General features: G+C 55.1%; 23 protein-coding genes and 1 pseudogene. 17 read left to right on the top strand and 7 right to left on the bottom strand.

Annotated elements, in window-relative coordinates:
* Positions 1-4: 4 nt before the first annotated feature.
* The 6 genes from DV532_RS28180 to DV532_RS28155 all read left to right on the top strand — a co-directional run bounded on the left by DV532_RS28180 (position 5) and on the right by DV532_RS28155 (position 7765).
* Entirely contained in the window at positions 5-1555 is a 1551-nt protein-coding gene (locus tag DV532_RS28180) for a hypothetical protein (RefSeq protein ID WP_056798574.1), read from the top strand.
* The gene (locus DV532_RS28175; protein ID WP_056798576.1) at positions 1552-3150 is read left to right on the top strand and encodes a hypothetical protein; all 1599 of its coding nucleotides are present in this window, start codon (positions 1552-1554) and stop codon (positions 3148-3150) included. The genes DV532_RS28180 and DV532_RS28175 overlap by 4 nt, the downstream gene beginning before the upstream one ends.
* A gap of 13 nt (positions 3151-3163) precedes the next feature.
* Positions 3164-4675, top strand: a complete 1512-nt coding sequence (locus DV532_RS28170) for a hypothetical protein (protein WP_056798578.1) — start codon at positions 3164-3166, stop codon at positions 4673-4675.
* Between the two features lie 58 nt (positions 4676-4733).
* A complete protein-coding gene (locus DV532_RS28165; RefSeq protein ID WP_056798581.1) occupies positions 4734-6260 on the top strand; it encodes a hypothetical protein in 1527 nt (508 codons plus the stop codon).
* A gap of 181 nt (positions 6261-6441) precedes the next feature.
* Positions 6442-7023: a hypothetical protein gene (locus tag DV532_RS28160; protein WP_156675914.1), complete on the top strand. Its 582-nt coding sequence runs from the start codon at positions 6442-6444 to the stop codon at positions 7021-7023.
* A 118-nt stretch (positions 7024-7141) separates the two neighbouring features.
* Entirely contained in the window at positions 7142-7765 is a 624-nt protein-coding gene (locus DV532_RS28155) for a hypothetical protein (protein WP_162949014.1), read from the top strand.
* On the opposite strand, the gene DV532_RS28150 is transcribed toward DV532_RS28155, so the two are convergent.
* The 3 genes and pseudogenes from DV532_RS28150 to rnhA (DV532_RS31030) form a co-directional block, all read right to left on the bottom strand.
* Positions 7762-9309 carry a hypothetical protein gene (locus tag DV532_RS28150; RefSeq protein WP_056798592.1) on the bottom strand — a complete coding sequence of 516 codons (1548 nt, stop codon included), beginning with the start codon at positions 9307-9309 and terminating at the stop codon, positions 7762-7764. The genes DV532_RS28155 and DV532_RS28150 overlap by 4 nt on opposite strands.
* A complete protein-coding gene (gene rnhA, locus DV532_RS31035; protein ID WP_236707513.1) occupies positions 9306-9776 on the bottom strand; it encodes a ribonuclease HI in 471 nt (156 codons plus the stop codon). The genes DV532_RS28150 and rnhA (DV532_RS31035) overlap by 4 nt, the downstream gene beginning before the upstream one ends.
* Before the next feature lie 96 nt (positions 9777-9872).
* Positions 9873-10304 (bottom strand): annotated as a pseudogene (gene rnhA / locus DV532_RS31030) (ribonuclease HI); the annotation flags it as partial.
* 158 nt (positions 10305-10462) lie between these two features.
* Between rnhA (DV532_RS31030) and DV532_RS28140 the strand changes: the two are divergent.
* The 7 genes from DV532_RS28140 to DV532_RS28110 all read left to right on the top strand — a co-directional run bounded on the left by DV532_RS28140 (position 10463) and on the right by DV532_RS28110 (position 19527).
* Positions 10463-12076, top strand: a complete 1614-nt coding sequence (locus DV532_RS28140; protein WP_056798594.1) for a hypothetical protein — start codon at positions 10463-10465, stop codon at positions 12074-12076.
* A gap of 109 nt (positions 12077-12185) precedes the next feature.
* On the top strand, positions 12186-13796 hold the full coding sequence (locus DV532_RS28135) for a hypothetical protein (RefSeq protein WP_056798596.1): 1611 nt from the start codon (positions 12186-12188) through the stop codon (positions 13794-13796).
* A gap of 325 nt (positions 13797-14121) precedes the next feature.
* Entirely contained in the window at positions 14122-14781 is a 660-nt protein-coding gene (locus tag DV532_RS28130; protein ID WP_120715482.1) for a Bax inhibitor-1/YccA family protein, read from the top strand.
* 90 nt (positions 14782-14871) lie between these two features.
* The gene (locus DV532_RS28125) at positions 14872-16659 is read left to right on the top strand and encodes a hypothetical protein (RefSeq protein WP_056798601.1); all 1788 of its coding nucleotides are present in this window, start codon (positions 14872-14874) and stop codon (positions 16657-16659) included.
* An 86-nt stretch (positions 16660-16745) separates the two neighbouring features.
* Positions 16746-17552: a Sir2 family NAD-dependent protein deacetylase gene (locus DV532_RS28120; RefSeq protein ID WP_082476805.1), complete on the top strand. Its 807-nt coding sequence runs from the start codon at positions 16746-16748 to the stop codon at positions 17550-17552.
* A gap of 401 nt (positions 17553-17953) precedes the next feature.
* Entirely contained in the window at positions 17954-18586 is a 633-nt protein-coding gene (locus DV532_RS28115; RefSeq protein WP_156675915.1) for a hypothetical protein, read from the top strand.
* A 59-nt stretch (positions 18587-18645) separates the two neighbouring features.
* Positions 18646-19527: a hypothetical protein gene (locus tag DV532_RS28110; RefSeq protein WP_056798609.1), complete on the top strand. Its 882-nt coding sequence runs from the start codon at positions 18646-18648 to the stop codon at positions 19525-19527.
* A gap of 109 nt (positions 19528-19636) precedes the next feature.
* On the opposite strand, the gene DV532_RS28105 is transcribed toward DV532_RS28110, so the two are convergent.
* Positions 19637-20140, bottom strand: a complete 504-nt coding sequence (locus DV532_RS28105) for a hypothetical protein (protein WP_056798612.1) — start codon at positions 20138-20140, stop codon at positions 19637-19639.
* A gap of 855 nt (positions 20141-20995) precedes the next feature.
* Here DV532_RS28105 and DV532_RS28100 point away from each other — a divergent pair.
* The 4 genes from DV532_RS28100 to DV532_RS28085 all read left to right on the top strand — a co-directional run bounded on the left by DV532_RS28100 (position 20996) and on the right by DV532_RS28085 (position 23908).
* Positions 20996-21493: a hypothetical protein gene (locus DV532_RS28100; protein WP_056798614.1), complete on the top strand. Its 498-nt coding sequence runs from the start codon at positions 20996-20998 to the stop codon at positions 21491-21493.
* A gap of 67 nt (positions 21494-21560) precedes the next feature.
* A complete protein-coding gene (locus tag DV532_RS28095; protein WP_156675916.1) occupies positions 21561-22403 on the top strand; it encodes a hypothetical protein in 843 nt (280 codons plus the stop codon).
* A gap of 30 nt (positions 22404-22433) precedes the next feature.
* Entirely contained in the window at positions 22434-23591 is a 1158-nt protein-coding gene (locus DV532_RS28090) for an AI-2E family transporter (RefSeq protein WP_236707502.1), read from the top strand.
* 11 nt (positions 23592-23602) lie between these two features.
* Complete coding sequence (locus DV532_RS28085; RefSeq protein ID WP_056798620.1) at positions 23603-23908, top strand: hypothetical protein; 306 nt, start codon at positions 23603-23605, stop codon at positions 23906-23908.
* A 106-nt stretch (positions 23909-24014) separates the two neighbouring features.
* Here DV532_RS28085 and DV532_RS28080 read toward each other — a convergent pair whose 3' ends face one another.
* From DV532_RS28080 to DV532_RS28070, 3 genes are read right to left on the bottom strand one after another with little or no spacing between them, the layout of a single operon-like run.
* A complete protein-coding gene (locus DV532_RS28080) occupies positions 24015-24788 on the bottom strand; it encodes a metallophosphoesterase (protein ID WP_056798622.1) in 774 nt (257 codons plus the stop codon).
* The gene (locus DV532_RS28075; RefSeq protein WP_056798623.1) at positions 24785-25510 is read right to left on the bottom strand and encodes an NUDIX hydrolase; all 726 of its coding nucleotides are present in this window, start codon (positions 25508-25510) and stop codon (positions 24785-24787) included. Before DV532_RS28075 ends, DV532_RS28080 begins: the two co-directional genes overlap by 4 nt.
* The gene (locus tag DV532_RS28070; protein ID WP_056798626.1) at positions 25500-26036 is read right to left on the bottom strand and encodes a hypothetical protein; all 537 of its coding nucleotides are present in this window, start codon (positions 26034-26036) and stop codon (positions 25500-25502) included. Before DV532_RS28070 ends, DV532_RS28075 begins: the two co-directional genes overlap by 11 nt.
* Positions 26037-26135: the final 99 nt, after the last annotated feature.

Raw genomic sequence — 26135 nt, 5'->3', positions numbered from 1 at the left:
ACACATGGAGCTTTCCCTGGAGGCGCTGCTCAAGCAGGCGCGGGGTACTTGCAAGACGCACTTGGCGGCCTACAAGCAGGCCCTTGACAAGGGCACCCAGCCAGCAGTCGACAGGATTTTGCAGGCAGCCCTGGATGACGCCCAGTTGACCTTCAACAAGGGCCTGGGGATCAACGATCCCAAAGTGCTGGCCCAGTGGGCCAGCGAATGGAGCAATTATGACCTGATGCTCTCGGAGTTTATGCTGTCGGTACCCAATGCCCTCCTGAGGCTTGGGCTGATGCGTGCCTGCATCGACATGACGGACAATTGCGATTTGCTGATGCCATTTGCTCAAAATTGCATCAAGGAGAACCTGCCAAAAAAACTGGAAGCACTCTTTGAAGCAGGTTACCGCCCTGCCCTGGATGCTTTCGAGATCAAGGATTTCCTGAGGCTGGTTAGCGACGTCAGCCAGCTCAAACGCGAACTCTTCCTGCCCTTTGTCGAGGCTGCCATTGAAACTTGCCGCATGACGAAGCTGGTGGGCAATGAGTTCCTGATGGCCATGATCGGGCGCTACCTGGGGTGCAGAGGCGGCGCCGGGGCGACTTACCAGGCGTTCAAGCACGAGGTGTGGCCCACGCTCAAAAGCCTTGATCACCTGCACCTCACGGATGACAAGATGCCTTCCGTGCTGCAGGCTGCGGTGGCTGAATACACGACCGTGAAGACTGTAGGCCTCTTGAAAATCATCGCCAGCGATTGCCGTAAGAGCCCGATGTTCCTGTTGGACAAGGCGATTCAGGGTGGTCGATTCAGCCGAAGCTTCCGCGACACCTATAATCCCTATGAAGTCAATACCATTGCCCCGCATATTCCGATAGAGATTCTGCCCACGACAACCTTCTTCACCATGATCAACAACGATTCGATGAATGAAGAATTCATGTGCCACACACTGCCCAGGCTGCTGGAAAGCAAGCAGGCCTACCAGGAGGATCCTGAGTACGTGAAGATCCGGGATCGGGCGGCAGAACTGGACATGGTCGATCTGATGCTGGACAAACCGAGCATTGCAGAAAGAGGCGCGATCCTGCACATCATGTGCCTGGAAAACGACAAGTTTGATGCCTTGTTTGCGGGGCAACATGGAAAGGCAGCTTTGCTGTTATTCGAAAACCGCCTACCCTACTACCTCGAAGCTTCCGGACGCAGGCCTTACGCAGTCGCGGACTATTTCAGAGATATCAGTGAGTGTAGCGTGCCGGATATACATGCCGACGAAGCTTATTTGGACAGCGCGAAGAGCTTGACTTCCGACTTCACGCAGGCAAGGCAGGCAACCATTGACTACAGCCTTCTCCTGGTTGAGCACGCCAGCAGCTTTGACAAGGCCAAACTGTACCTGGAAAGTCTGAAAGACGTGGACGAGCAATATGCCCTGCGGCTCTGCGAGAAATTGGCCATAAATCCCGTCTGCCCTGAAAAGGATCCTCGAAAACTGATGCGCACCATCAGTTGGGAAAATGAAAGCATTATGGCCGATGCCCTGTCGGAGGATCTTGGGCTATGAGCTATGGGCAGTACACCGCATTAGAAAACCCCGGCTATGACAGCTTGTTCAAGGAAGAAAGGCTGGCGATGAATACTTCGGGGCCAAGTGTTGTAAGGGCCTACGTTTCAGCGCCCACGAGCTGGCCTTTCTTCTATGCGCTGCGTCACGGGAAAGGGCTTGTCGACACTCTCAACCTGCGGGCATTTGAAAACGTAATTGGGCGACTCAACCTGACGGAGCCTGAACTTTGCAAGCAAATCTTGACCGAGCAAATCCCCAACGTAGGACTCAAGACCACCCTGCGTGTCGCGGCGGAAAACAACGTCGGGCTAGATTTTGAGCAGGTTTACAAGCAGTTGCCTGCCTGGACAGCGCGGCTTCGCCGCATGGACAGTGGGCCAGATCCTGACCGCAGTCGAGTACTGGAGATGGAGCGCACATATGGCCTCAAGGTGGGCCCTAGCCGTTATGTCACCTTGATGATGGATTTTGCACTGGGTGCTAATACACCCGTTCAAAAGGCTGCACTGAAGAGTTACTTTGTCCAAGCCCCTCTGCTTCCCGCCGATGTTCTGGCGCTGAGGCTGCATAAAAGCTACCGTCCCGCGATCGAAAAAACCTGGTCATTATCAACGACCGGGTCGCAGGAGACCGATGCGCCGAATCAATTGATCGCGATGGCCATGAAAGACGTCCTGGATCTTGAGAAATTCGAAGCCGCCGACATGGGCTCGCTGGTCAAATGCCCCAAGCTGGTCAAGTTGCTGTGCTTCGAGCGAATCGATTCTTTCGATCCAGGGGAATGCCTGGCGTGGTACGTCCACCCCTTTGTGAATAGCAATTTTGCAAGGCGCATTGCCTTCGAACTCTCGCTGTTAACCCACCTGGCCAACCTTGGCGCAGAGGAGCGGGATCAGTTCTGCAGCGGCCTGGCACACGGCCTGCTCAAGTTTTTGGTCAAGCCACCAGGTGCCGAAGAGATGAGCCCCTTCATGCAAGAAGTCATGGCTGACACCTGGGACAGCGACTTCAACATAGAAGCGTGTCGCTCTGTGGTTCGGTGCATTGCCCAATCCGCCCTCGAAGGATCGCCTGCTGGCCTCAACGAGCTGGCGAATGCAGTCAACACCCCTGAAGACGAGCAAACTTATGACCGCAAAGCATTGATGCGAGTGCTGAAGCTTGGGATCTTCAATGTCGGTGAAACCGCAGTGGAGAAAGATTTGCTTGGTGCGGTGAGCCCTGGCTATTTTGAGCGGCTGCAAGAGCATGGGCTGCAGCAGGTTATCAGCGATGACCTGAACCCAGAGGGAGACGTTCGCTGGTGCTGTCCACGCCTCGATAAATCGGTATTACCCCGGTCGCTGGCTAAACCTATGGGTGACATTGTCTGCGGTATCATCTGCGCCCGATTCCGCAGCGGCAACAACATGACCACAAAGGTGCTTCAGGAGATGATCGATCTGGACGTGCTGACCCCTAATCACATACTGCGCATTGCGAGCGATGATTTGGCAGCAAAATCCTTGCTCAGGGTCACTATTCCACGGAAGCTTCTCGAAGCCTCGGAGTCCCTGATGGCCCGCAAGCTCGAAACCGACCTATCACTTTGAGCGGCAGATCGACATGATGGAAAAACGCCCAGACTATGACCACCTGTTCACCGATCGAATGGTGGAGCACGTCATTGCAAGGCCTCGGTTCAACGCAGAGCCTTGGATTATCCAGGGACTGCGACAGCATGGCTTTTTTGGCTTCATGCGGGAGAATAGAGGTCGACACATGTGCGACCCCTATCCCGTTCTAAAGCGAGTGATCGCCGAAATTGCCATTGGCAACCCAGCGCTGGCCACCACGATCGTTGAAAACGAATTTGCAACAATCGGATTGAGAGCAGTGGCCATGCTTGCTGAGGATCATGACATTCATTATGAACTTTCAACGATATTCAACAGGCTAGAATCCTGGGTTGAACGCCTGGAAGCCGAGCAAGTTAAGGAGCAGCAGGAGCAGAACATTTCGTCTATTGAAAGCCAAGACGAAATATCAAGGAATGCGCGTATACCCCGCTTAGTATTTGATATCATTTTCAAAGCGGGGACATCTGCAGAAAAAGCGCTGGTGACGAGGCTGTTCGATATTACCCGCTTGGATACCCATGATTATGATGCCCTGATATTGTGCAAGGAATCAGGCAAGGGCGCGCTTAACGCCTTGCGCCTGCAATATGGCGGTGATAACAAGCAAGCAGTGGCAGAGCGTGCCATTCACCTGGGGTTATCAGGTCGACTTGATCCAGAAAAGATGCAGCGATATTTCAACGATGAAAAATATACCAATGACATTGTTGCAAAATTTCTGGTTCCTGAGTTGTGTGAAGATGCGGCGATACATCTCGGAAGAGGGTTGTTGTTTGCGGACGTTGAAGAACGACATGCGTTGGCCATGCTGCATGGGCATCTCTTTGACTTCTTTCACTCCAGGACGACTGACGCAGCACGCTCAGCCTGGCTAACCTCCCTGGCGAACGGACTGCGGAAGGATTATGTTCGGTATAACGAAAAATTCCTCATCAATATTGAGACAGGCGGGCTCCTGGTGCGAATCATCGTTCAGTTCGCCGAGCGTGATCCCACCCCCTTCGTGGCATTGATCAAGCAACTCAATGAAGATGATCCTCTGCCTAAGTTCCAGTCAGCTCTGCGCAGGATGATCTTTGATGTTTGTTTCTCTGATCCGGTGCGCTTGAAAAAATCCAGAATGCTGGGGCGATATCCTGAGGAAAAGGTACGCGCCCTGGTTGAGCAGGGTATTATTGGATCAAGGGGCAACAACTATGAGTTGGCTCCTGTGCCACCAACCAAGCTGCCAGAGAGTATCCGCAGACTGTATGCTGACGTCATCGTAGGATGTCTATGTGATTCCGAATTTTGCACCGAGCAAAAAATCATACCAGAGCAACCCATTGCCCAGCGCATTGTCGATGCCAGAATCCTGACGCGCCGGCATTGGCGGCAAATCAGTGAGCATGATGAGGCATCAGCGTTTATGACTAAAGCGACATTGTCACCCGGCATACTCGAAGTCGTAGGTGAAAAAATGCGGGAGCAGAGTTTGAGCAACGCCTTGGGGTTGTGATGACGGCATTCCTCCAAGTTGGCCCAACCCAAGCAACTAGAATTCGATGAGCTTATTCATGAATCCCATCCGCAGCGACTACGACAGGCTATTCCAGCAGCACTTGCTCACCTCCATGGCCCTTGAGCCGTTATTCCAGCTAATGACCGGGCCAGTCGATGACCTGAGACATCGAGGCTTTTTTGAGTTCATGCGGGATCATCACCGCACGCCGAATATTAACTGCCGCAACACCCTGTCCGTTGTGCTTCAGCAGATTCAGGCAGACGATCCAGTCCTGGCGAGCTACATCCTCGAAACCGAGGTGGGAGTCATTGGCGTGAAGACCACTGCCATTCTGGCTTCCAGGCTGGGCATCGAGGTCAACGTGATACATTTGTACGAACACCTGGGTCAGTGGGTGGAGCGCCTGGAGGCCCTGCAGGGCATGTCGCTGACGCACACGGAGATCTCCACCACCGAGTTCAGAGGCATTACCGAGGATGGTCGCCTCCTCCCCCTGTATATCGACCTGATTTTCGACGCTACGACTTCTGCCCAGCAGGAGGTGGTCAATCGCCTGTTTCGGATGGCCCCGCTCAACCCCACAGAAATCAATGCACTCACCTTCCATGTGAAATACAAGCGCGAGGCCCTGCAGAACTGCGCCGCCGAGCATGAGCCGAACGATTACCGGAAAATCACCTGCAGTGCGGTGCACCTGGGCCTGGGGTTCAGCTTGCGCGACGGGCATGAGCGTGGCTATCGCGATTACCGGGAAAACCACCTGTACACCGGCAGCAGCGACGCACTGCTGGCCCAGTTTCTGAACCCGACACACCAGGACGGCGCCAAGGATCAGATTGGCAAGGCGCTGATGTTTTCCAACATCTATTCCCTTGAAGCACTGTCGTTAGTCCATGGCCGATTGGTAGATTACCTTGACACCCTTGGCAGCGACACAGCGCGCAGTGCGTGGCTGACTCGGCTGGCTTGCCAGATGCCGGTGGATTTCAACAATGTGGATGAACAGGCAAAGGTCAACGTAGCCATGGGCACCCTGCCCATTCGGCTGATGGCGGATTTCGCTGACATCGACCCCGCTCCCCTTCGCACCCACCTCAACTTCCTGGCGGGCAATCAAATCTCCGAAGATTATCGCGAGTGGGCTCGCGTCATGCTCTTCAAGGTATGGTTCGCCAATGCGCATTACGTGCTCCCAGGCGCCATCAAGGGTGGGTACTCTGCCAGAGCGCTTGCAGGACTGATTGAGAGCAAGGTGGTGGTCGATGATGGTTCTGCATTGATCTGGCGGCCAAAGCCCTTGGACGCGCTTCCAGAGGTGCTCAAAGCGCCCTTGGCTGATGCTCTCTTGGGTATTCTCTGTGACTCCAAGCTGCGCCGCCAGCACGATCTGGACGTCGATACCCCGATGGCGCAACACATGGTGGATGCGATGATCTTCGGCGAGGGTCATTGGCGGCGGATTTCGGGCAATCGGCACGCGGCTGAAATCATGGCCAAGGCCACCCTGCCCGCCGAGGTGCTCAGTATTGTAGGTGATCGGATGCTGGAGCTTTCCCTTGGGGTTGGGCTTGGCCTATAGGCGTCGGGTTTCACGACTATTGAGAGAGGGGGCTGCTTGCTGATGAAATACAGGAGGCCGGGAACCCAGGCTGCCTGCGAGGATCCTTCCATCTCGGACGAAATAGGGTTATACAGTGGGAGCGCCCAGGCAGGATCCAGGCCAGGTTCAGTCGATCTCGTTTGCCCAGAGGGGGTTCCGTATGAAGGTGTGGATTACGCGACCGTATTGTGTCGAGGTCTGTATGGGCGGCCTACGCTCTGTTGACGTCTGGGTGGAAAAACCATTCTTTGATCAACGCGCCATTACCTATGACTTCGACCTGTACTGCCCAAGCACGAACACGCATTTCGCCGAAGTCTACCAGGAGCAAGGCTGGTACACGCCGTCAGGCAGATGCCGCGCCAAGCGCTTCCTCAAGCAGGATGAGGCGATCCTGCAGCAGGTGTGGGCCTTGATCCAGCACTCGCTGGCGCCCGTGGACAGTGCGTACCAGGACGTACAGCCTCCAGGCCCTGGTGAGTATGATCATCTCATGGATCCCTCCTATGAGATGAAGTGCAGGATTCACTGGAAGCGATTTCTCCTGGAGCTTGATCTGCGCGATGAGACGGTGAAGGTGGTGGAGGCCGAGGTTCTACTCGTTGACGGTCAACCCAGGGGCAACTACCCCATTACCCCAGAGACCGGTACCACCTCGCTCTTCCTGGATGAGGACATTGCCAAGCCGTTCTGGTACGAAAAATACGACGGCTATGAGATAAGGCGCGGTGAGCGCTTGTAGAGCGTCCACGGACATCTTCCAGGGAACCGACCTTGCCCTATGGGGAACTGTCCGTAGGCAGAAGCTTTCACCCGGCGTTGTGCCTGGCTTATGATGGAAGAAAAAGGTGTTGGGTTTCATGACTATTGATAAACAGGCCGCCAGGCAACGGGTAATGGACTCGCTGCTGGAGAATTACAGTATCCAGGAAATACAGGAGGCCTTCGCCACATTTCGCGAACAGAAGCAGGAATGGGCCGACAGGATCGAGGAGAGCCTGGAGGTATTTCCATTCTCGTTCGAGCAGGTCAAGGCCATGACTGCCACCAAAACGATCAGCTGGCTGCACCCGCTGACGCAGATCAGCCACGGCTTGCTCTACCATTTCAACGTGATCGACGAACCGCTGATGCTGCATTCCAACGATGTGGATGCGGCCTCCGGGCAGGTGAAAAAGTCCGGCTGCCACTGTTTTTATGCGACCGTGACCTTCGAAAATCATGGCATCACCGTGTATGACAATCTCGGCATGGGCGGCATGTGCCCAGAGGAAGCCAGGTTCGTTTGCGCCTACATGCCGCTCCCCGAGTGGATGGCGCCCCACCTGCAAACCCTGCATGCCATGGCTGAGGAGGCGATGAAGCAAGGCGTGCAGGAGTATGATACACCTATTGCCAACTACACGTGGCCCAGCATCAAAACCTGCGAGCGAACCGCCCGAAGGACGCAGAGCTTTCGCCCTGAGAACCGGGGGCTCGGTTAGAGCCCTAGATCCTGGCTGAGCGTATGCTCCATGGCCTCCTCCCCTAGCTGATGCAGATGCTCACGGATAACAGTCTGGCTAATATTGCAGACCTTTAGCAGATCCATCGAAGGCTGACCCTTTTCACACAGCGCCCTGATGATCAACCGCTGCTCATCGACATCTGCAGGCCTGAATCCGTAACTATGGAGCCCTGCGGCTGCGAGGCGTGTTGCATCCATGTCCGGCAGTGAGTAGTCCAGCAGCATCAATGCCGAGCGCACCATGATTTTTTCATGCGCCTTCTTTTGTACCACGGTCGGAATCTTTGCCCGGACATTCAAGAAGGCGGGATTTGGCATCGCGTCAATATGGTCTTCGATTCCACGAACTCTTCTGAGGTGGGCAATTTCACCGATCGCCGGCACCTGAATCAAGTGGCTATTCAGCAGCTCGCTGGGCTGGAGAGGGCCATCGATTTGCTCAAGCGAGCTCAGCAAGAGTGGGAAGGACGCCGTGGCGTTGAACGATTGCAGTGGCTCCAGGCGGTGGGCCTGCAAGGGCCCGGCGTAAACAAGGTGTTCAAGCCGTGTATAGGGCCTGTCTTCTAACTGCTGGCCAAACAGGTGATGGCGACGCAAAGGCTCCGGCACGGCCTTTTCGAAGATGCAGAGCGCGTTGATCACCATTTGCGTGGCCAGCTTGTCAGCCTGCATAGGATCGGCATTGATATGGTCTGCCAGGAGCCTGGCCGTGACCTGCAAGACCCGCCATTTTGCATTTTCATCGACGTCGGTCAGGTGCATGATCGCTGCTTTGTCATACACCAGGCTGCGGATCAAAATCTGCATAAGGGCTTCGAAGCCAGTAGGATTTGGCAGCGCTCGATCCGAATCCAGGGGGTGGTAGTTACGGTAGGGTTCGAAGGCATATTGCTTGCCGACTAAGGTGCTAATGGCTGTTTCGGCCAGCGATTCGGACATCTCCCCGTCACAGCTCAGGAGGTTGCACATTTCCTCCTGAGGCAGCCAGGTGTTGTAGTGGGTGGCTATGGCAGTCGGTTTGCCGTGCAAGCTGTTGAGCAGCATCGATTTGAAGAAGGCGGTCAGTTTTGCCTCTTCAGTTGCGCCATCTTGATTGAATGCAACAGTACTGACTTCCTTGAACAGTCGTTGCAGCGAAGAAAAGCACCCGCTTTTGGAAGCAAACGGCAAGCGAACAGCCATGGCGCCCAGGGATGATTCGTAAAATTCATCCCATAGGTAGCTGTAAGCGCAATGCGATTTTTCTGTGAGCAGCACTAGATCCCGGTAGGAAAAACCGTCTGCAACCAGGGCCGCCATCAGGTCAAGCTCGCTGTTGTCCTGGAAGTATGAATACCGCTGTAAAAACGTCCAGCAAGCGTCTGGATTGTTCAGGTGCAGTTCGCGAAGAGACCAGCTATCAGGGTGATTCTCCACCCGCTTAAAGCAGGCGAAGTTGTTCTCCAGGCTTGAAAAAAATGCTATCCGGAACGCCTGGAAATCCGCAGGCCGGGTCTTATCCAATGCCCTGCCTGTCGTCATGACATCGCTGCCTTGATCTTCTCAAGCCCCAGCAACTCCTGGGCATGCAGGGACGCAAATTGTGCCAACGCGTCTGCCCGCTCGTTGTAAGGATCGCCATTGTGGCCCCTGACCCAGGCCCAGGTCACCTTGCGTTCGGCGCACAACGCTTCGAGCTGCTTCCAGAGATCTACGTTTTTGACCGGTTCATTGGACGCCGTGCGCCAGCCCCGCCTGCGCCAATCCTTGATCCACTCCTCGATGCCTTTTTGTACATACTGTGAGTCGGTGGTGATGTGCGCAGGTTGACCGGCAGGCAGAACTTCCAGGGCTCGGATTGGGGCTTCAAGCTCCATGCGATTATTTGTCGTTTCCCAAGCGTGGCCAGACATTTCCGTCTCCACACCCTGGTTGATGATGACCACACCCCAGCCGCCTGTTTTGGTCTTGCGACTCGAACCATCGGTATACACCCGAATGGGTGGCAGACGGCTCGCCGCTGAGTTGAAGTCCAAGGCGCCCTGGCTTGCTGCAGTCTCGGCGACGCCTGGGGTTTGGGCCGCTTGGGATTGGCCTGCATTTTTCAGCGAAGCCACACCCTTGTTGGCCAGGGCATCGGCACGCTCATTGAGTCGGTTGCCATTGTGTCCCTTGACCCAATGGAAGATCACATCATGGCGCCCCAGCAGTTCATCCATCACTTTCCAGAGATCGACGTTTTTGACGGGCTCCTTCTGGGCCGTGCGCCAATTGCGCTTCTTCCAGCCTTCCAGCCACTCGTCGCACCCCTGGATGACATATCGGGAATCGGTGTAGACCTCGACTTCGCACGGGCGCGTGAGCGCTTCCAAGCCCTTGATGACGGCAAGCATTTCCATGCGATTGTTGGTGGTGTCGGGAACGCCGCCGAACAACTCTTTCTCGGCGCCAGCAGCTTGGAGGATGACGCCCCAGCCACCAGGGCCTGGATTACCCTTGCACGCACCATCGGTATAAATCGTGATGACCTGACTCATGGCTAATTCCAATATCCTGTATATTCGCGATTTTTCCACAGCTGGTTTTGAAAGACAAGCCACGTGTTTTTGGGCTATTTGTGCATGCAAAAATCTTGACTTGGGGCCTGATTACCTTGGAAATTAAATACTAGACATATTGGATATGAATGAGGCCCATGGTGCAGCTTTTCAAAAACACGACTGATGCCATAGTCAAAGCTGTCTGTGGTGAGGAAGCCTTTTCGACTTACCGCGATGCCATCGATCAGGTGCATGGCAATGGTTTTGGCGGGCGACGAGACCAATATGCCGCCGAGGTGTTCCAGAAGTGCGATGATGCCGAGGCACGGTTGCTCCAGGCATTTGGCGAAGATGGATATGACCTGGGCCTGCTGGGTTTGCTGGCTGAGGATGGCGTGCAGTTTCAACCCGAGAAGCGTGCAAAATGGGATCGCTCGGATGAGGATCTACCCAAGCAAATCCAGTTGACGGGCCTCTGTGGCTTCAAGATTCCCAGGAATATGCCAGAGTCCTGGGTTCGCGGAGGGATCGGGGTGCTATTCCATGAGCTGCTCGGCCCAGTGCTTTGCAAAAATGCGACAGAGAAGCTCCGGTCTATTGAGCAACGCCGACAGACCAACGACCGGATCTTGCTCATCGCCGAGCGCGTAACCTATTACACCCTGGTGCAGATGATGGGGAAAACTACCCTGGCTGTGCCAGCTAAATCCCCCTTGCTCGCCGACCTCATGGGCATGAACTCCAAAGGGCGGGTCACCCTCAAAGACTGGGCTGGCGATCAGAGCGCGTTCCAGTCTTCAGCAGAATCGCTTTTTTTGAATACGTTGGCCGAAAAAAGCAAGCCGGTCATGCGCGAGGAGCGCACGCACTTTGATTACGTGCGTCGGATGGCCCAATCCCTGACGTTTCTCCCCGCCCAAGCTTTCGTGCTCCAGGGGGAAGACCCTCTCCAGGTGATGGCAGGGATTCGTACAAAGCTGGAGTTCCTGTACACCTATAGACACGGTTACAACGACTTCACCCGCAGCCTGATCGATGCAGGGTGCAAAGCGCCCTTCTTGCCCTTCCCCCACCTGTGGAAAGACCTTGGAATCGAAGCCGCAGATTTCCTTGGGTTTCCAATCCAGGAGAGCAACGATCATCGCCTGATGTTCCCGGATTGCTTCAGTGACAGTTGGCATGGAAGTGCCCGGCTGTTTCGTGACAGGAAAGGCCTGACGTTCCAGCGCCTGGTGAATGTGCTACGTACGCAAGGCGTGGACTTTACTGACCCCAAGTACCAGGATCGGATCGGCTTTGGCGGTGATTATCATGTTGACCTGTACGACTGGTCACCAGGATCGCTGGATGACCTGGTCAAGGCAGCAGATGTGTATCCGGATCGCGCACCCAGTGTACTGATGATCACCTGGGCGATGAGCATGCGGGGAGATGAAGCCACCCATCACTTCATGGAGGGTCTGTCGAAGTGTTCGCGTGAAGTGGCTGCAATGCTTATCGACAAGCTTTTGAACAAGGGAGCCTTTCAGGCGATCCACACCCTGACAGGCATCTCCAGTTACCTGACCAAGGAGGCGATGGTCAAAGTGATTGCCGACGAAGATCAGGCGCTCTTCCAAGATGTTTTTGCCCTGGCCCTGGCGCGAAAGAAGCCCAAAGCCTCGATCATCAACATGCTGCTCAAGCAGGGCACTCCCCGCCAAGAAGACCTCGAAAAACTCCCAGACAGCCACCTCGACCAGGTGCTGGAGCGGGATCTCGGTCTTTAGCTGCGTGGGTGGCAGTTAATTCTCGCGTAAGGGTGTCACTAGGGTTGCTCGCGTAGACACCGCTATCAATACATGGATAAAGTACTAGAAACACCTGCGGAAATACCCCATGACACTCTTTCGCAACACCTCCCCTGAGCGGGTACTGGCCATTCTTGGGCAAGAGGCGCTGGATGACTACACCCGAATGTTCGAGGCCATCAGGGCCGAGTATTTTACCCAGGAGGGCTCATCTGCAGCCTTGATCATCCAGGATTGGCGGAAATTCCGTAAGACCGGCAAATACCTGAAAGAAGCCCATGAATTGATCACCCTGCTAAATGAAGATATTGATCTCGGACTTATTCACTTGCTGCTGGCCGATGGCGTGTCGCTGGAAAATGCAGTTGTTTCGAAATACTCGGGCCCCGAGCGATTGATGAAGCGCCTGGAGAGTTCCGGGTTTGCTGGCATCCGGATACCCGCCGAGCTCAGCGATGATGAACTGCATAAAGCAGTGGAGCACGTGTTCAGAAAGTTGCTGCTCCCCCTTTATCTCGTTGATGAAGACCGGGCATTGGGGCGTGTGAGTGAGCTTCGCCGCACCAACCCACAAATGCACGCGCTGGTGAAACAGATAACCCATTACAACTTGCGCAACCTCCTCGGCCAATCAAACGCAGAAGTTGTGAAGCTCGCCCCATTACTGGCACATTTGATAGGCATGAACGACCGTGGCCAGATCGATTTCGCCACCTGGGCCGGCGATCAGCAGGCGTTTCACAACGCCGCCGAAAACCTCTTCCTGGTGAACCTTGAAGTGACGACCAAGAAAGTGACGAAGGCTGATGAGCAGCGGCACTTCAGTCACGTCAAGGATTTTGGCAGGGCGCTAAGTGCCCTCCCTGCTCAGGTGTTCGTGCTGAAAGGGGAAGATCCAAAACTGATCATGGAAACCCTGGTGGACAAGCTCAGCTACCTGTATACCCACCGACATGGGGCCCAACCCTATGTCATCGATCTTGCTGTGTGCCATGCGAAAATGGCGTTCCTGCCCTTCCCCCGCCTGTGGCCAACCCTGGGCATCCGTGCCGAAGATTTTCTTGGGTTGGAGATCGGCACAATTCCTGAGCATGACTTGCCGCTTGAAAACAATATGAACAACGCCTGGATTGGCTTGGGGCACGTCACACCAATGGCAAAAGTGGCCAGGATTCTGGCGAGCGAAGGCATTGACCTGGGCCATCAGGACTACGCATTACGTATTGGTTATGCCGCAGGGTATAACGTCGATGCCAAGGCCTTGCCTGCCGGCAAGGTCGACAGGATGATTGAACTTGGGCAGGCAAATTTTGGCCTCATTCCCAATATTTTCACTGCGGTCGGCGTCCTGCGTTCAAACAATCGTGCGTTTGAGACCCTTTTTAACACCGGGCTTACCCTTTGTACCCGCGAAAATGCCATCAGGTTGTTGGTCAAAGTGCTTCACGACAACAAAACGGAGTTGATCAACACGTATTCGGGTGAGCACATATCGACCAAACCCTACATTATGCGCCTGGTCAGACAACACAATGAGCCCTTGTTTACCGAGGTCTTTGATGCGATGTTGGCACTGAAAAAACCCAAGCCAAGCATCATCAATGAAATGCTCAAGTTCGGCAATCCGTCCCTTCAGATGATGGAAAAACTGCCGGAGAGCAAGCTCGCCTACGCCCTTGAGAACTCATTGGGCTTGTAAGCTTTACGGTATGAGGTGGGCTTGGGAAAAAGCCGGGATCATCCCTCCCGGCTTTGGAAACTTCCTCTTTTTGATGGGAGCGTCAATGAAAAACACTCGCATTTCCGAGCAACCCACGGCACTGCCTTAGAAGTAGCCTCCGTCACGGGTTGGCCCGGCCATCGCCAGCTGATTTTGGAATATATTGAGATGGTTGAAATAGGCTTGCCAGGAATGGGCCGCTAGGCTGATGACGGGGACGTTGTAACAGATTGAAACGGTCGCCTGATGACGGCTCAGCGCCTCTGTGATTAACTATATATTGAATCCACTCAGCGAGATGCCCATGAGCACTAATTCGTCGACAACCACCGCCATTGAAGGCTCGGCTGCCAGCCGCGTCCTGCGCCAAACCTACATGTTGCTTTCGATGACGCTGGTGGTCAGCGGCATCACCGCTTTGGTTAGCCAAAGCCTCCACCTTCCAGGCCCAGGGCTGATCGTCACCCTGCTCGCCTTCTACGGAATCATGTACGCCATCCACAAGTACCAGAATGGTGTGGGCGGCATTGCCTGGACGTTTGGCCTGGCCGCCTTCATGGGCTACGCCATCGGGCCCATGCTCAACCATTACCTGGCCATGAAAAATGGCGGCGACCTGGTTGCCAATGCCATGCTCTTGACCGCATTCACCTTCTGCGGCCTCTCCGCTTACGTGCTCAAAACGGGCCGAGACATGAAGTTTCTTGAAGGCTTTCTGATGGCCGGATTCTTCGTGTTGATGGGGGCCGTCATCCTGTCGCTGTTCTTCCCCATGAGTGGTCTGCAGCTTGCGATTTCAGCGGGCTTTGTTCTGTTTTCCTCGGCAGCCATTCTTTACGAAACCAGTCAGATTCTCCGGGGTGGTCAGACCAACTATGTGCTTGCAACCGTTTCGTTATTCGTGTCCATCTTCAACCTGTTTACCAGCTTGTTGAGCTTGCTCGGCATGGGCTCGAAAGACTGACAAAACCGCAACACGAGCCAGCGAAAGCTGGCTTTTTTTGTGCCCTAAAGGCATGCTGGAAGCAGTCATAGTTTCCTGGATTTCTCGACCATGTCGAAGATTTTGCAGCACCGTTCAATCGATTCGTTACCCTCAAGCCTGGTCGAACACCTGGCGCGCATCAAGAAATTTGCCGCTCTGATGAACCCCGGCATCAAGGATGATTACCTGGCCAACATGCTCAACCGGGCCTTGCAGCAACACACACGCATGGTTGGGGTAAAGGCCTATGCCAAGGCCATAGCCGATGACGCCTTCCCCGAAGAGCTTAAAAAACCCTTCGGGTCGCTGATCGTGTTCGGTTTTGACGACCTGCTCAAATGCGAGGGCGGCAAGGGGTACATGACCCAGCATGCGCTCATGCTGCTGCTGGAAGACGGCCTGCATCCCCTGGCCTCCTTGAGCGGATGGATCATTGGCGACGGCGCGCAACATGAGCTCGAATCCTGGGAGGATAAAACTCTGTGCACGGATCAAACCCTGGCGTTGTTTCCACACCGCAACGATGTGATGAGTGCATTTTATCAGCCCGCCATTCTGATGATGGAGCAAAGGCCATTCTGGGCCAGCATTTCACCGCAAAGAGCAGCTCGCCAGCTGCATCGCTTCGCTCAGCACCTGTCGAAAGACGACGACTTGCTCGGGCAGCTGCACCGCGAGTTTTTTGACCCGAGCTCCAGGCACAATCCGTCTGGGCTGAGTCAGCTCAAATTGCAACGCAGTCGCCCCCTGGAGAGTAACCTGCAATCAGCCATTGGTCGTGTGCTCGACCTGCATCCTGAATTGGACACCGGCAGCATCAAAGACCTCAACTGGCCGCAAGCCATCTTGCGAAACTGGGTCATGCGCGGCCACCTCAGTGAATTGCCGCCTGGGGTGCACCCTGCCGATTTCACGGATGACTTTGAGCGCTATTTCAGACTGATGCCGGCAGTGACGCTGCATTACCTGCCCGCCTACGAGGGCGGTCACCCCCTGAAGGGCCCCATCGAACAGGCTTTTCTCACCGTTCATGCCTCTGGCAAGCGGGACGTCAACCAGGGGCCTGACGACATGATCGTCAGCCACCCCTACGAAGTGGTGTTCAGACCGGATCTGGCCGCTCATATTGGGCGTGATTATGAGTCGCTGCACCAGGGACTCTTTTCCGACTTCTGGCAGCATTGCAACCTCGACTTCATTGACTATGCCCTGGGTGAGTTCAGTGCCACCTGGGGGCGCCCGGCGCCTTCCCAGGATCCAGCGCTGATCGCGGTCAATGCGATTGGACGGCATAAGCAATGGATCAGCAACAACCACGATGCGATCGCACCCCTTCTGGATCCGTTGCTGCAGAGCAAGAAAACATTGCCCCAGGGGTTGGTGAATGGCGGGGTACCGCTGTCAGTGATTCCAGACCATTTGCTCGAAAGGTTTGTGACCTGCCTGCTGTCAGGCTCTGTGTCCCGTGAGGGCTTGAAGTGTATTCATGAGCTGCTCGCTGCAAAGCGCATCAACCACGATGCGATCGCGCCCCTGCTTGAGCCGTTGCTGCAGAGCACGAAAACATTGCCCCAAGCCTTGGTGAATGGTGCGGTGCCTCTGTCGGTGATCCCAGATCATCTGCTCGAACCGTTTGTGAAAAGTCTGCTTTCAGGGTCATTGTCCCAGCAGGGTTTCAAGTGCATCGATGAGCTTATCACTGGAAAGCGAATCGGCGTGGACGCGGTGTTACCCCATGCTCAAGAGGTTGCCGATCTTCTTCTCCTGGCCGGCAACCCACTGCTGAAAAAATGCATCATGGAGGACTACTCGGACATGGTGGCAGAAGAAATTCTCACCATGGAGCTTGGTCTCTAAAACCCTCACGATTTGCGTTATATTGAGTTAACTGCGTTGGCACTCGATTGGTTTGTCTTCGCCCAATCATTTCAAGGAGCACGTGGATGAGAGTAATGTCCATCACCGGCGCTGGTATCTCGGTGGGCAGTGGTTTGCCCACTTACCGGGGAGCCACAGGGCGCTACACCGAAATCGAAGCCTTGCATAAAATGCCGGTGGAGCAGATCGTCTCTCGCCAAACCCTGAAGGAGAATCCAGAGCTCCTCTGGCGCCATTGGCACATGTTGTTGATGGCCTTGAAGTCAGCGGCACCCTCGGAGGCCCACAAGGCCTTAAAACGCATCAGCGACGCTTCCAGCGACTACCTGGAGCTCACACAGAACGTGGACGGCCTGTCACTTCGGGCTGGGCTTGATCCCAATCGCCTGGTCGAGCTGCATGGTTCGACCCACTCCTATTCCTGCTTTCGCTGCGGCGAGAAGCACGAACTGGCGATCACCGAAGACATGGTGCTCCCGCCGCGCTGCTACCGCTGCCGCCACCCTGCTCAAGCCCCCATTCGTCCTGACGTCGTACTATTCGGCGAAAACATCAAGAACGAGAACTACAACAAAGCCATGGCCCATGCCCGATCGACCAATCTGTTGATCATCTCTGGGACAACCCTGCAGTTCCCCTACCTGATGGATCCGATCGCAGCCGCCTTGGTCAACTGCGCGACGGTGCTCTACGTAGACCCGCAAGCTTCATCCGACAACCTTCTCTTCTGCTTGATTCCTCAGGAACTGGAGCCCGAGTTTCGCATCCGCTGCATTCAGGACAGTGCCGATGTAATCCTGCCCCGAATCGCCACCTTCCTGGAAAACAGTCATGACCTGGCTGGCCTGATGGCCGCCATTCGCAACGCCTAGGTATACCCAGGTCAAGGGCGCCATTTGCCGGCACGGCGTGGCGTCTTTTTTGCCTCCAAAAAAGCTCCACTGCCATACTGGTCGTACTCGACCCAGCAGAAGACTGCCACGTTCCGGTGACCCATGATCGCACCCGCCCCCACCCCTAGCGCCAGTGCCCTGCACCTGGCTATGCCATGCGCAAATCACTTGGCCACTCCACACACTGGCCGCCTGATGAGATGCCTGTACTGGAATGTATGGCGCCTGGGTTTGGGCCCCTTGATCTTGAAGACCCTGGGCTTAGCTTGTTCGCCGAGTTGCTTAACGCTGCCGGTCTCCTTCAGCACTTTACTGTAACTCAGCTGCGGTTTGCCTTGCGAGCCAAATTCAATGATTTATCCCAAGGGTGGGAGTCACACATGACCACCCTCATCAAGATAAATGCATTACATGGCGTTCCTGGAGGCTGGCGTTACCTTGATGCCCTTTGGGAGCGTCAGGCAGGTGTTCCACTGACCGAAGCCTTGCTGCAGAACCCCATTCATGAATGCATCAATCCAGCCGAAGACGTCACGCAAGGCTGGAAATATGAAGTGATGGCCTTCGATAGCCTGGTGCCGATCGCTCACCCCGATGATGATCCTTACTATGACACATACGACCTCCAAACCAGTTTCTATGCCAATGACCTGACAGCCCTGCTGAAAAAACTTCCGGACGTGTCAAGGCTCTGCGATCAGGAGCTCAAGCAAATTGCCGACAGGATAACCGGCGATGAGGAATCAACACATCTGAATGATGTGTGCCTCAAGGTGCTTAAAGCAAAGAGCAAGATCGCCAATCCGTTTACACCCGCCCGTCGCTCCATCATGTACACCTGCATGAGCCCGATGGACTGTAGCGAATTCCCACCGGAAGGTCGATTTGATCCTCGTGGCCTGATCATAGAAAGAGACGGGCAGGTCTGCGTGAAAGCCATTCAAGCAGCGTTCGGTGCCGAAGTGGCCGACCTATATGTGGAGCACTGCCTGGGCCTTGATCTGGGATTGTAAGGCGCTTCGCATTCAGGTGATCATCCCTGCAACTCTCGCAACGCAAGCAGAAGTACCTTTTGAAACCGTTAAGACCGATTGACCTCATTCTCATCATGCAACGATCCCTCCAGGAATTCGGCAATTGGGCCCATGAGTGGGAAGACCTGGAAAAAACCTCCTCTACGCTGGTAGCGTCCTACATGGGCCAAAATCGTGGAGACACGGGGTGCGCGCTGATTGCCAGGCTGGCCGGGTTTGATGAAATTCCAGTCGATCTGACCATCAATGACCTTAGAGGACAGCTTGCAAAGGTGTTGGGCAGTGAAGGCACTGCGTTACGAAGTCCGCCCCAAGAATTGGAGGCGCTCATCACGCTTGGAGAGAAACCAGGAGGATGGAAACATCTGGATCAGTTCTGGGAGTTATTGAGCCAGACAAGCCTTACCTATGCGTGTACCGCAGAACCAAAATTCAATCCTCTTCTGGATCCCGGCGATCGATCGAGTTCGTTTCGCTATACGCTTGAGGCCGCGCACTACTCATCCATTGATACGCAGGATGACGACGGCAACGAGATTTACATCTGCACAGTGTTTGATCACTTCAGGGTGACCAACAGCCTGGAGTCGATGTTGCAAGCCATTCCTGAAATCCTTGAAGAGTGTAACAAGCTCAAATTTGCCAACAGTGGATTCTGGCACCGCTTTGAAATCTTTGACGGCGGTAAGCGATTGGTGGGGGTGCCGCTGAATTACGACATCACGCCTGATTATGGTGATGCAGTACCAGTCAGGACAGAACTGGAGCGATACAACTTTCTTCCAGCGGAATTGATTGTCTCCCGGCCAAGCCGGGGGTTGGTCGGCACCCTGATTAAGGTCTATGGCACGGATGTCGTTGGTAAACTGCTGGATTACAGGCCTGACGAAAGGCTTGGATGGCTTCCAGACTATTCATGATCGCAAGCCTGCTGAGTATCAAGCCATCAGGGGATGGTGGGGCAATAAGTAGGTACAACAGGAGGCTCCGGAGTGGCAACAACCTCCCCGGCCCCCGTCTACTGGGCAGTCAATTGACCGAGGCGGCCAGCACTGGGGCTTCAGCGCGTCGATTGGGTTTGAGGCTCAGCAGTTGGTTGGCTTGATGGCCACGCTCGGAAAGCAGGAGCAAGTTGCCCTCGGCCAGGACAAAACCCCAATCGATCAGGCGTTGGTTTTCGGTGCCCAGCATGTGCTTGTTGATGCCATTGGGGGCTTTCAACAGGGATCTGAGGAGAAACTTCTCCCCTGGCGCCAACTGGGCTACCAGATCCGGCAGATCGTTGCTCTTGGGCTCAGGCGCTGGCGCACGGGAGCGTTCTTCTTCCACCGCCGCGTTGAAAAGGTGGCGATCGATCATCTGCAAGTGATTGTAAACCTCGGGCAGCTCCATCAGCGCATCGCGGTGTTCTTCCATAGCATCCAGCGCCAGGCAGCGAAGCGTCGCCAGGGTATCTGCAAGCCGTTTGGCGGATGCTACCGGGGTGGTTTCGTGCTCTACTTCCGGGGTGTCGACGCTTTGAATTTCGCTCATGGGATATCTCCAAAATGTGCTTTCAGTATAGCATATATTGTTTTGCTAGAGTGGGTAATCCCTCCCCTAAATGTAGAAAATTACAGGGGGTCGACATGCCTGTAGGCCGCTGAGATCCAGGCACTTGGCGACTTTACAGGTCATGTGGTCGGAGCCACCGAGGGTGTCGAAGGCGATGAGATCAGCGATGCTGAGGTATGCCGCCTATTGAACCCAAATCCAATATGTGGCTAAATGCAATTCCAGCGTTCGAGCCTTTATCGGAGCCTTTATCATGCGCCAACATGCACCTGAAGATCATCAAGACAAGCCTGCGGAACCTGTTCGTCACGAAGGGGGTCTAGGACGATCGCAGTTTCGTGATCGTGACTACGCAGAGCGTCGTGAAGACTATCCGGATGATGATCGCGATCGTTGATTTGCGTCCAAAGAGAATGCGCCTCGGGGCGCATTTTTCTTAATGTAGATCCGGACACTGCTTCGATGGGTCATCCCCTTCTCGATTCGCCTTGCGCGAATACAGCCCTAGCTGCCAGAGGGCGATCGATCTCATCCGGTTAGCCGCCCTGCCAGTTCACTATGGCATGTGCAGGTGGTGGAGACAAGATCATGAGACCAACCTCACCAGTTGCGCCTAACCGATTGATTTAGAACGACTTTGATAACCTCATTCGGATTTCAGGGCATTCTGCACGATTACCTCATGTCGTTTCTAGAATGATACGATTTCTCTAATTTACTTGAGAAATGTAACACAACCATATGAAATTGCTGAACATTAACCTGATTAAGATTGCGAGTGATTGTGTGTACGCGGGCATGATAGGCTAAAAATGAACCATGGAGATTGTCGGCATGAACACCCTCACCCCGCTCATTGAACTCCTCAACGTCAGCGATTTTGATGGTGCCAAGGACTACCTTGAGCAGTTGCAGGACACTGCGAGTGAGCATCGCTGGGTAGATTTCAATGGCATGGTCGGTCGTATCCAGCTGATGAAGGCCGCATTTCACCGTGAACTTGTGGTTCCTCAGGAGCCTTTCAACCGTGGCGCCACGGATCAGCAACTGCGCAATCAAGTGCTCTTCGCTTACCGTGCAGAAGCCAAGAAGCGCCTGGGTAACTGTTCTGCTCAAGATCGAGCGACGGCGATTGATCGTGCCGCTCAACTCCTGCTCTTCATCACCCAGGCAATGAGCGCAACACTGCCGGCACAATTGCGCGATCCAGCGCAACTTCAAATGATCCAGGCCACCTTCAAAAGCGCGGCGTTTCCGCGTGAGATTGCCATGAAAGCCCCGGCTTTGGAGGGTTATCGCGACCTGGTGCTGGAGCTCGACTTGGGTCTCTAATGGTTTTTGTGTATATTGCTCGGTCTGTACGGGCAATTAACACCGTACACGCCAGTAACCATGGGGTTTGAAGATCCCTTACCGACTGACTCTTGCGTGTGAGCCTGCCATGCCTATCAACTTGCATTTAATGGTCGCGAAAACTCTGTTGTTGTGGGTAGTCATCGCTGGATTATTCGCGGTCGTACCTCTGCCAAGCACCTTCGCGACTGGCATCCTGTTGGCTGTGCTCACTCAACCACTGTTCGCGTACCTGGTTCGGGCTGTGGGAAGGCCTGTGATTGGCGCCGGTTGCGCCACCCTTGTGCTGAGCTTGCTGGGCGCCCTAGTATGGCTGCCAGCGGCGTTCCCGACTGATGCGCTGAGGCTGCTCGATGCCTACCTGGCAATGGCAAGCACCGAGGTGGGCACACCGCCCCCTTGGTTAACCAGGGTGACGATCCTGGGCACCGACATCCCCCAGCGATGGGAGGCGCTGGCAGCCATGAATGCCGAGGCCGTTCACACGGTTGAGCAGTCTCTGACACTGAATGCCCAAGCGTTCTTAGGCGCAGCTGGGCGGGCTGATTGGGTTGCCCTGACCACGGTTGTCAGTGTGGGCGGCTCGCTGCTCCTGCAGTTCAACGCCAAGCGCCTGGCGGCGCTGCTAAACCTAGTGTTCACCTCGATTACTGGCCAGTCTGGCTCAGCCTCCTGGCTGCTTGTCGGCGCCCAGGTTCGTCTAATCGCCCTCATAACAATCGGCTTAGCCCTGTGCGTTGTGGTGCTGGCCGCAATGATGTACTTGCTGGGTGGTGTACTGGCCATGCAGTTGATGGGCTTGGTCTTCCTGTTTGCTTTCCCGATCTGTGTAATGGTCGTCGCGGCCCACCTGCCGTTCCTGATTTTTTCCAAGGCGGGTGTACTGTAGAGAAAAGGACGCCACTGGCGGTCAGTCTCAATGTCAAAAACAACGCTTAATCAATATATTGCAAAAGTGGCAGGTCGCCATTACAGTGCAATTAACCTCATTCACCAAAACGGACGATTCAACATGTTCAGCCGCTTGGAAAAGCCCATTGGCATGGTCATTGTGCTGGGGGTGCTGCTTGCTGCCCTCTACGTGCTCACACCGTTTGCAATCACCCTGGCCTGGGGCGCATTGATTGCCTTCGCCACCTGGCCCGCAGTGCAATGGCTTCGCAAGGTTACGGGGTCGCGCTGGGTCGCCGCCAGCTTGATCTCCCTGGTCTTTCTCGTCTTGATTGCAGGCCCCCTGGTGGCTCTGGCCATGAGTTTGGCCGGAGGCACCCAGCAGTTTATCGAGCCGATCGTCGCAATGGCGCACACCACGCTACCCGCAGCCCCATCCTGGGTAGAGTCGATCCCGCTGGCGGGCAGCTACATCCATCAGCAATGGGGGCTGTGGGAGGCGAAAGGCCCGGACTGGTTCCTGGATGTCAAACCGTACCTGCATACCGCTGCCACCTACCTGCTGAGTCACAGTGCCGTAGTGGGAACGATCGTGGTGCAGTGCCTGATGGCCATTGTCTTCGCCTTCTGGTTCCATATCCAGGGCGAGCAAATCACCAAAATTCTTCATGACGCGCTGTCCTACATTGTCGGGCCGTCGTCGCGCAGCTACTGGACGGTGGCGCAAAACACCATCCAGGGAGTGATCAATGGGGTTCTGGGCACTTCACTCATCCAAGCGGTGCTATTGGCGATCGGTTTTGCCATCGCCGGCATCCCTGGAGTGTTGTTGCTGGGCCTGGCCACCTTCTTCTTGAGCTTGATTCCCATGGGCCCACCTTTGCTGTATGTCCCGATCGGACTGTGGTTGATGTACGATGGCCAGCTGTGGATGGGGATCTTCCTGTTGTTCTGGGGCTTTGTGATTGTTGGTGGTGCCGAGCATATTTTCAAACCCATTCTGATCAGTCGCGGCGGCGTGCTGCCGATGCCCATCGTGCTGCTGGGCGTGCTGGGTGGCATGATGGTTTGGGGTTTCCTGGGTATCTTCCTGGGCCCGGTCTTCCTGGCCCTGGCTTTCACCTTGGTGCGTGAGTGGCTTGTACGACGTGCCGCGACTGCCAGCGCACCTGCATCGACCCACTGAAGAGGCTCACCATGAATCAGGCCGAGACAAGTCAGACTGACCTGCTGCTCAAGCACAAGCTTGAGTCCATTGCGCTGTCAATCAGCGAAACTGAGTTGCGCATGAATGATCAGTTGATTGCTCTGCTTGAACCGCCGCGCCTGATTGCCTTGTGGAAGCTCAAGGATCTGCTGGGGAAAATCCAGGCGCTGATCACGCAAACCCTGGCTCAGCCTGAGCTCAAGGTGTCGGATTCAATGCTGGATCTGGTGCAAAGCACAGATGCCGTCCTGGTCGACATCAATGGTCGCCTGGACGCCTTCGAGGTGGAGGAATAGCGCCTGTTGCGGCCTGCAGGGAGGGACTTCCGGGCAAAAGTGCGCAACAGGCACCACGGCGCATCCCTATTGATCGGCCAGTGTTTTCCGCTGGCCAATTTGCATCTTAAGGGATCAGCAGGCCCCGGTTGGGCTTGCAGCTGTTGATCTTCGCTTGCAGCTCACCCATCGCCACATCCAAGCGAATGATGCTCAGGCCGCCTTTCCCCGGCCACTTCGCCGTACGCCCCTGGTATGCACCCGTGTCAATGCACACCGTGTTGCCCAGCACCAAGGGTCTTTTCACGACATTATGACCCACGTAGACGCGCTCAAGCCCCGGTACCAGTGTGCAGTCCTTGTTGGTCACGCGGTCGCGGTTGCTCAGTAGCCGGCGTTGTTGTTCAACATCAGGATCGTTGATCAGATCGACGATGTGATCCCAGTGCATCCCTGATGGCACGTCCGCGTGAATCAACCCCACCTTGCCCAATGATGTGTCGACTTGCGCAGCGATGGGGAGTTTGGCGATGGCCGCCAAGAACTTGTGTCGGAACGACCGGGAGGTTTCACCCCACCAATCGAATCCAGACTTCTTGAAATTCAGGGCATGGGTCAGCGCCTCTTGCGAAGGCTCGCCTTGTGCATACAGCTTCAAGATGAAGGCCTCGTGATTGCCTTTCACCGGTAAAAACCAGGGCTTGTCCAGCCAGTCGAGTACCCATTCATTCTGAGGGCCGCGATCGACCAGGTCGCCTACCGGGAACAGGCGATCGCAAGCAGGATCAAATCCCACTTGTTCCAGGCTGGTTTCCAGCAACTTGAAGCACCCATGAATATCGCTGATCGCGAAATCCCGGCCCCGTGTATTGCGGGGGTGGGATTGAATCCAGTTGATCATCCCCCACCCCCCAGCGAGCCGCTGAACATTTCAGGCTCTACGATAGTGGCCTCGTAGGCATCGGTAATCCGCGCACCCGACAGTGAGAGCATTTCACCTGGCACCTTGCGAATCAGGTCGCCCTGTTTGTAACGCTTGTGCAGGCTCATCTTGTTCGGCGTGGTGCCCATGATGGCCTTGTGGATGTTAATGATCATCGGCATCGTGAACAGCCTGGGCATGAACAGCAGCGGCAAACTGGAGTAAGCGGTCTTGCTGGACAGGCGCTGATAGGCGCGGTTGATCACTTCGCGATGATCGAACGCAAGCTCGACACCGTCCGGGCCTGTGACTTGCGAGATGGGAAGCAGCTGCAGGTGCTCGGGCAAGTTCGCCAAGACTGGGCTGTCTTGTTTGAGAATACACATGTAGATGATCGAGACCGACCAGCCACGCGGATCTCGATCCATACCACCCACCGATTCGAGCTGCTCCATGTAGTCAGGCAGGAACCCCACTTTCTCCCGCAGGATGCGATCGCGACCGGTGTCGATGGTTTTATCTGAGTCAGTGTGAATGTAGCCGCCAGGCACTGCGAGCACATCTTTGAATGGCTCTTTGCGTCGCTTTTCGAGCAACACCAGCAGTTCTTCGTTCAACCAGCAGAAGATGACCGCGTCCAGGGTCACGATAGGGTCATGGCGAGGCGCTGGGCTTTTGTCGTGCAGTTGTTCAAGCGACATAAAGTGGCTTCCATGGGTTGTATTGGGTGAGTGCCTGAATCACATGTGGTGTGAGCATGGCACGTGGAACATGACCACGTACCAATTCCTGGCGAATACCTGTGCTGCGCACTTGAAGTCTCTCCTGGGTGACCATGACTTGGCACCGGGCGTGGATGCGCTCGGTATGGCTGAATCGACTCCAGGCATGCATGTTGTCAGGGCCAATGGCCAGCAGCAATTGGTGATCAGGATGGTGTTGCGCGATATGCTCCACCACCTCGTAGCTGTAGATGGGGCGCGGCGTACCCGTCGCTATCGCCAGCTCGTGTTCGATCGCCATGAGTTTCACATGCGGCCCCAGGTCTTGCGCAAACGCCTGTACCCATTCACAGCGCAGGGTGTAGGTCGACATGTCTTTGTCGAAGGCATGGCGAAAAGACGGTATCAACCACACCTCGTCTACAAACTGGGCCAGCTGCGCAACGCAATCGGCATGGCCTGCTGAGGGCGGGTTGAATGCGGAGCCGAAAAGTGCAACTTTCATGGCAACATCCAATAAGGTCTACTCTGTATACATTATGAGTGAAAAGCCCTTATGGGTCAAGCCGATAGCGGTTTTTGCCCACAAAAAAGCCCGCTGGCG

Source organism: Pseudomonas sp. Leaf58, assembly GCF_003627215.1.
Lineage (GTDB): Bacteria > Pseudomonadota > Gammaproteobacteria > Pseudomonadales > Pseudomonadaceae > Aquipseudomonas.
This window is presented reverse-complemented; position numbering and strand designations above follow the sequence as displayed.

Excerpts from the sequence above, each read along its gene's own strand:
- DV532_RS28180 (WP_056798574.1), top strand. The coding sequence starts at position 5 with ATGGAGCTTTCCCTGGAGGCGCTGCTCAAGCAGGCGCGGGGTACTTGC.
- DV532_RS28175 (WP_056798576.1), top strand. The coding sequence starts at position 1,552 with ATGAGCTATGGGCAGTACACCGCATTAGAAAACCCCGGCTATGACAGC.
- DV532_RS28170 (WP_056798578.1), top strand. The coding sequence starts at position 3,164 with ATGATGGAAAAACGCCCAGACTATGACCACCTGTTCACCGATCGAATG.
- DV532_RS28165 (WP_056798581.1), top strand. The coding sequence starts at position 4,734 with ATGAATCCCATCCGCAGCGACTACGACAGGCTATTCCAGCAGCACTTG.
- DV532_RS28160 (WP_156675914.1), top strand. The coding sequence starts at position 6,442 with ATGAAGGTGTGGATTACGCGACCGTATTGTGTCGAGGTCTGTATGGGC.
- DV532_RS28155 (WP_162949014.1), top strand. The coding sequence starts at position 7,142 with ATGACTATTGATAAACAGGCCGCCAGGCAACGGGTAATGGACTCGCTG.
- DV532_RS28150 (WP_056798592.1), bottom strand. The coding sequence starts at position 9,309 with ATGACGACAGGCAGGGCATTGGATAAGACCCGGCCTGCGGATTTCCAG.
- DV532_RS28140 (WP_056798594.1), top strand. The coding sequence starts at position 10,463 with ATGGTGCAGCTTTTCAAAAACACGACTGATGCCATAGTCAAAGCTGTC.
- DV532_RS28135 (WP_056798596.1), top strand. The coding sequence starts at position 12,186 with ATGACACTCTTTCGCAACACCTCCCCTGAGCGGGTACTGGCCATTCTT.
- DV532_RS28130 (WP_120715482.1), top strand. The coding sequence starts at position 14,122 with ATGAGCACTAATTCGTCGACAACCACCGCCATTGAAGGCTCGGCTGCC.
- DV532_RS28125 (WP_056798601.1), top strand. The coding sequence starts at position 14,872 with ATGTCGAAGATTTTGCAGCACCGTTCAATCGATTCGTTACCCTCAAGC.
- DV532_RS28120 (WP_082476805.1), top strand. The coding sequence starts at position 16,746 with ATGAGAGTAATGTCCATCACCGGCGCTGGTATCTCGGTGGGCAGTGGT.
- DV532_RS28115 (WP_156675915.1), top strand. The coding sequence starts at position 17,954 with ATGACCACCCTCATCAAGATAAATGCATTACATGGCGTTCCTGGAGGC.
- DV532_RS28105 (WP_056798612.1), bottom strand. The coding sequence starts at position 20,140 with ATGAGCGAAATTCAAAGCGTCGACACCCCGGAAGTAGAGCACGAAACC.
- DV532_RS28100 (WP_056798614.1), top strand. The coding sequence starts at position 20,996 with ATGAACACCCTCACCCCGCTCATTGAACTCCTCAACGTCAGCGATTTT.
- DV532_RS28090 (WP_236707502.1), top strand. The coding sequence starts at position 22,434 with ATGTCAAAAACAACGCTTAATCAATATATTGCAAAAGTGGCAGGTCGC.
- DV532_RS28085 (WP_056798620.1), top strand. The coding sequence starts at position 23,603 with ATGAATCAGGCCGAGACAAGTCAGACTGACCTGCTGCTCAAGCACAAG.
- DV532_RS28080 (WP_056798622.1), bottom strand. The coding sequence starts at position 24,788 with ATGATCAACTGGATTCAATCCCACCCCCGCAATACACGGGGCCGGGAT.
- DV532_RS28075 (WP_056798623.1), bottom strand. The coding sequence starts at position 25,510 with ATGTCGCTTGAACAACTGCACGACAAAAGCCCAGCGCCTCGCCATGAC.
- DV532_RS28070 (WP_056798626.1), bottom strand. The coding sequence starts at position 26,036 with ATGAAAGTTGCACTTTTCGGCTCCGCATTCAACCCGCCCTCAGCAGGC.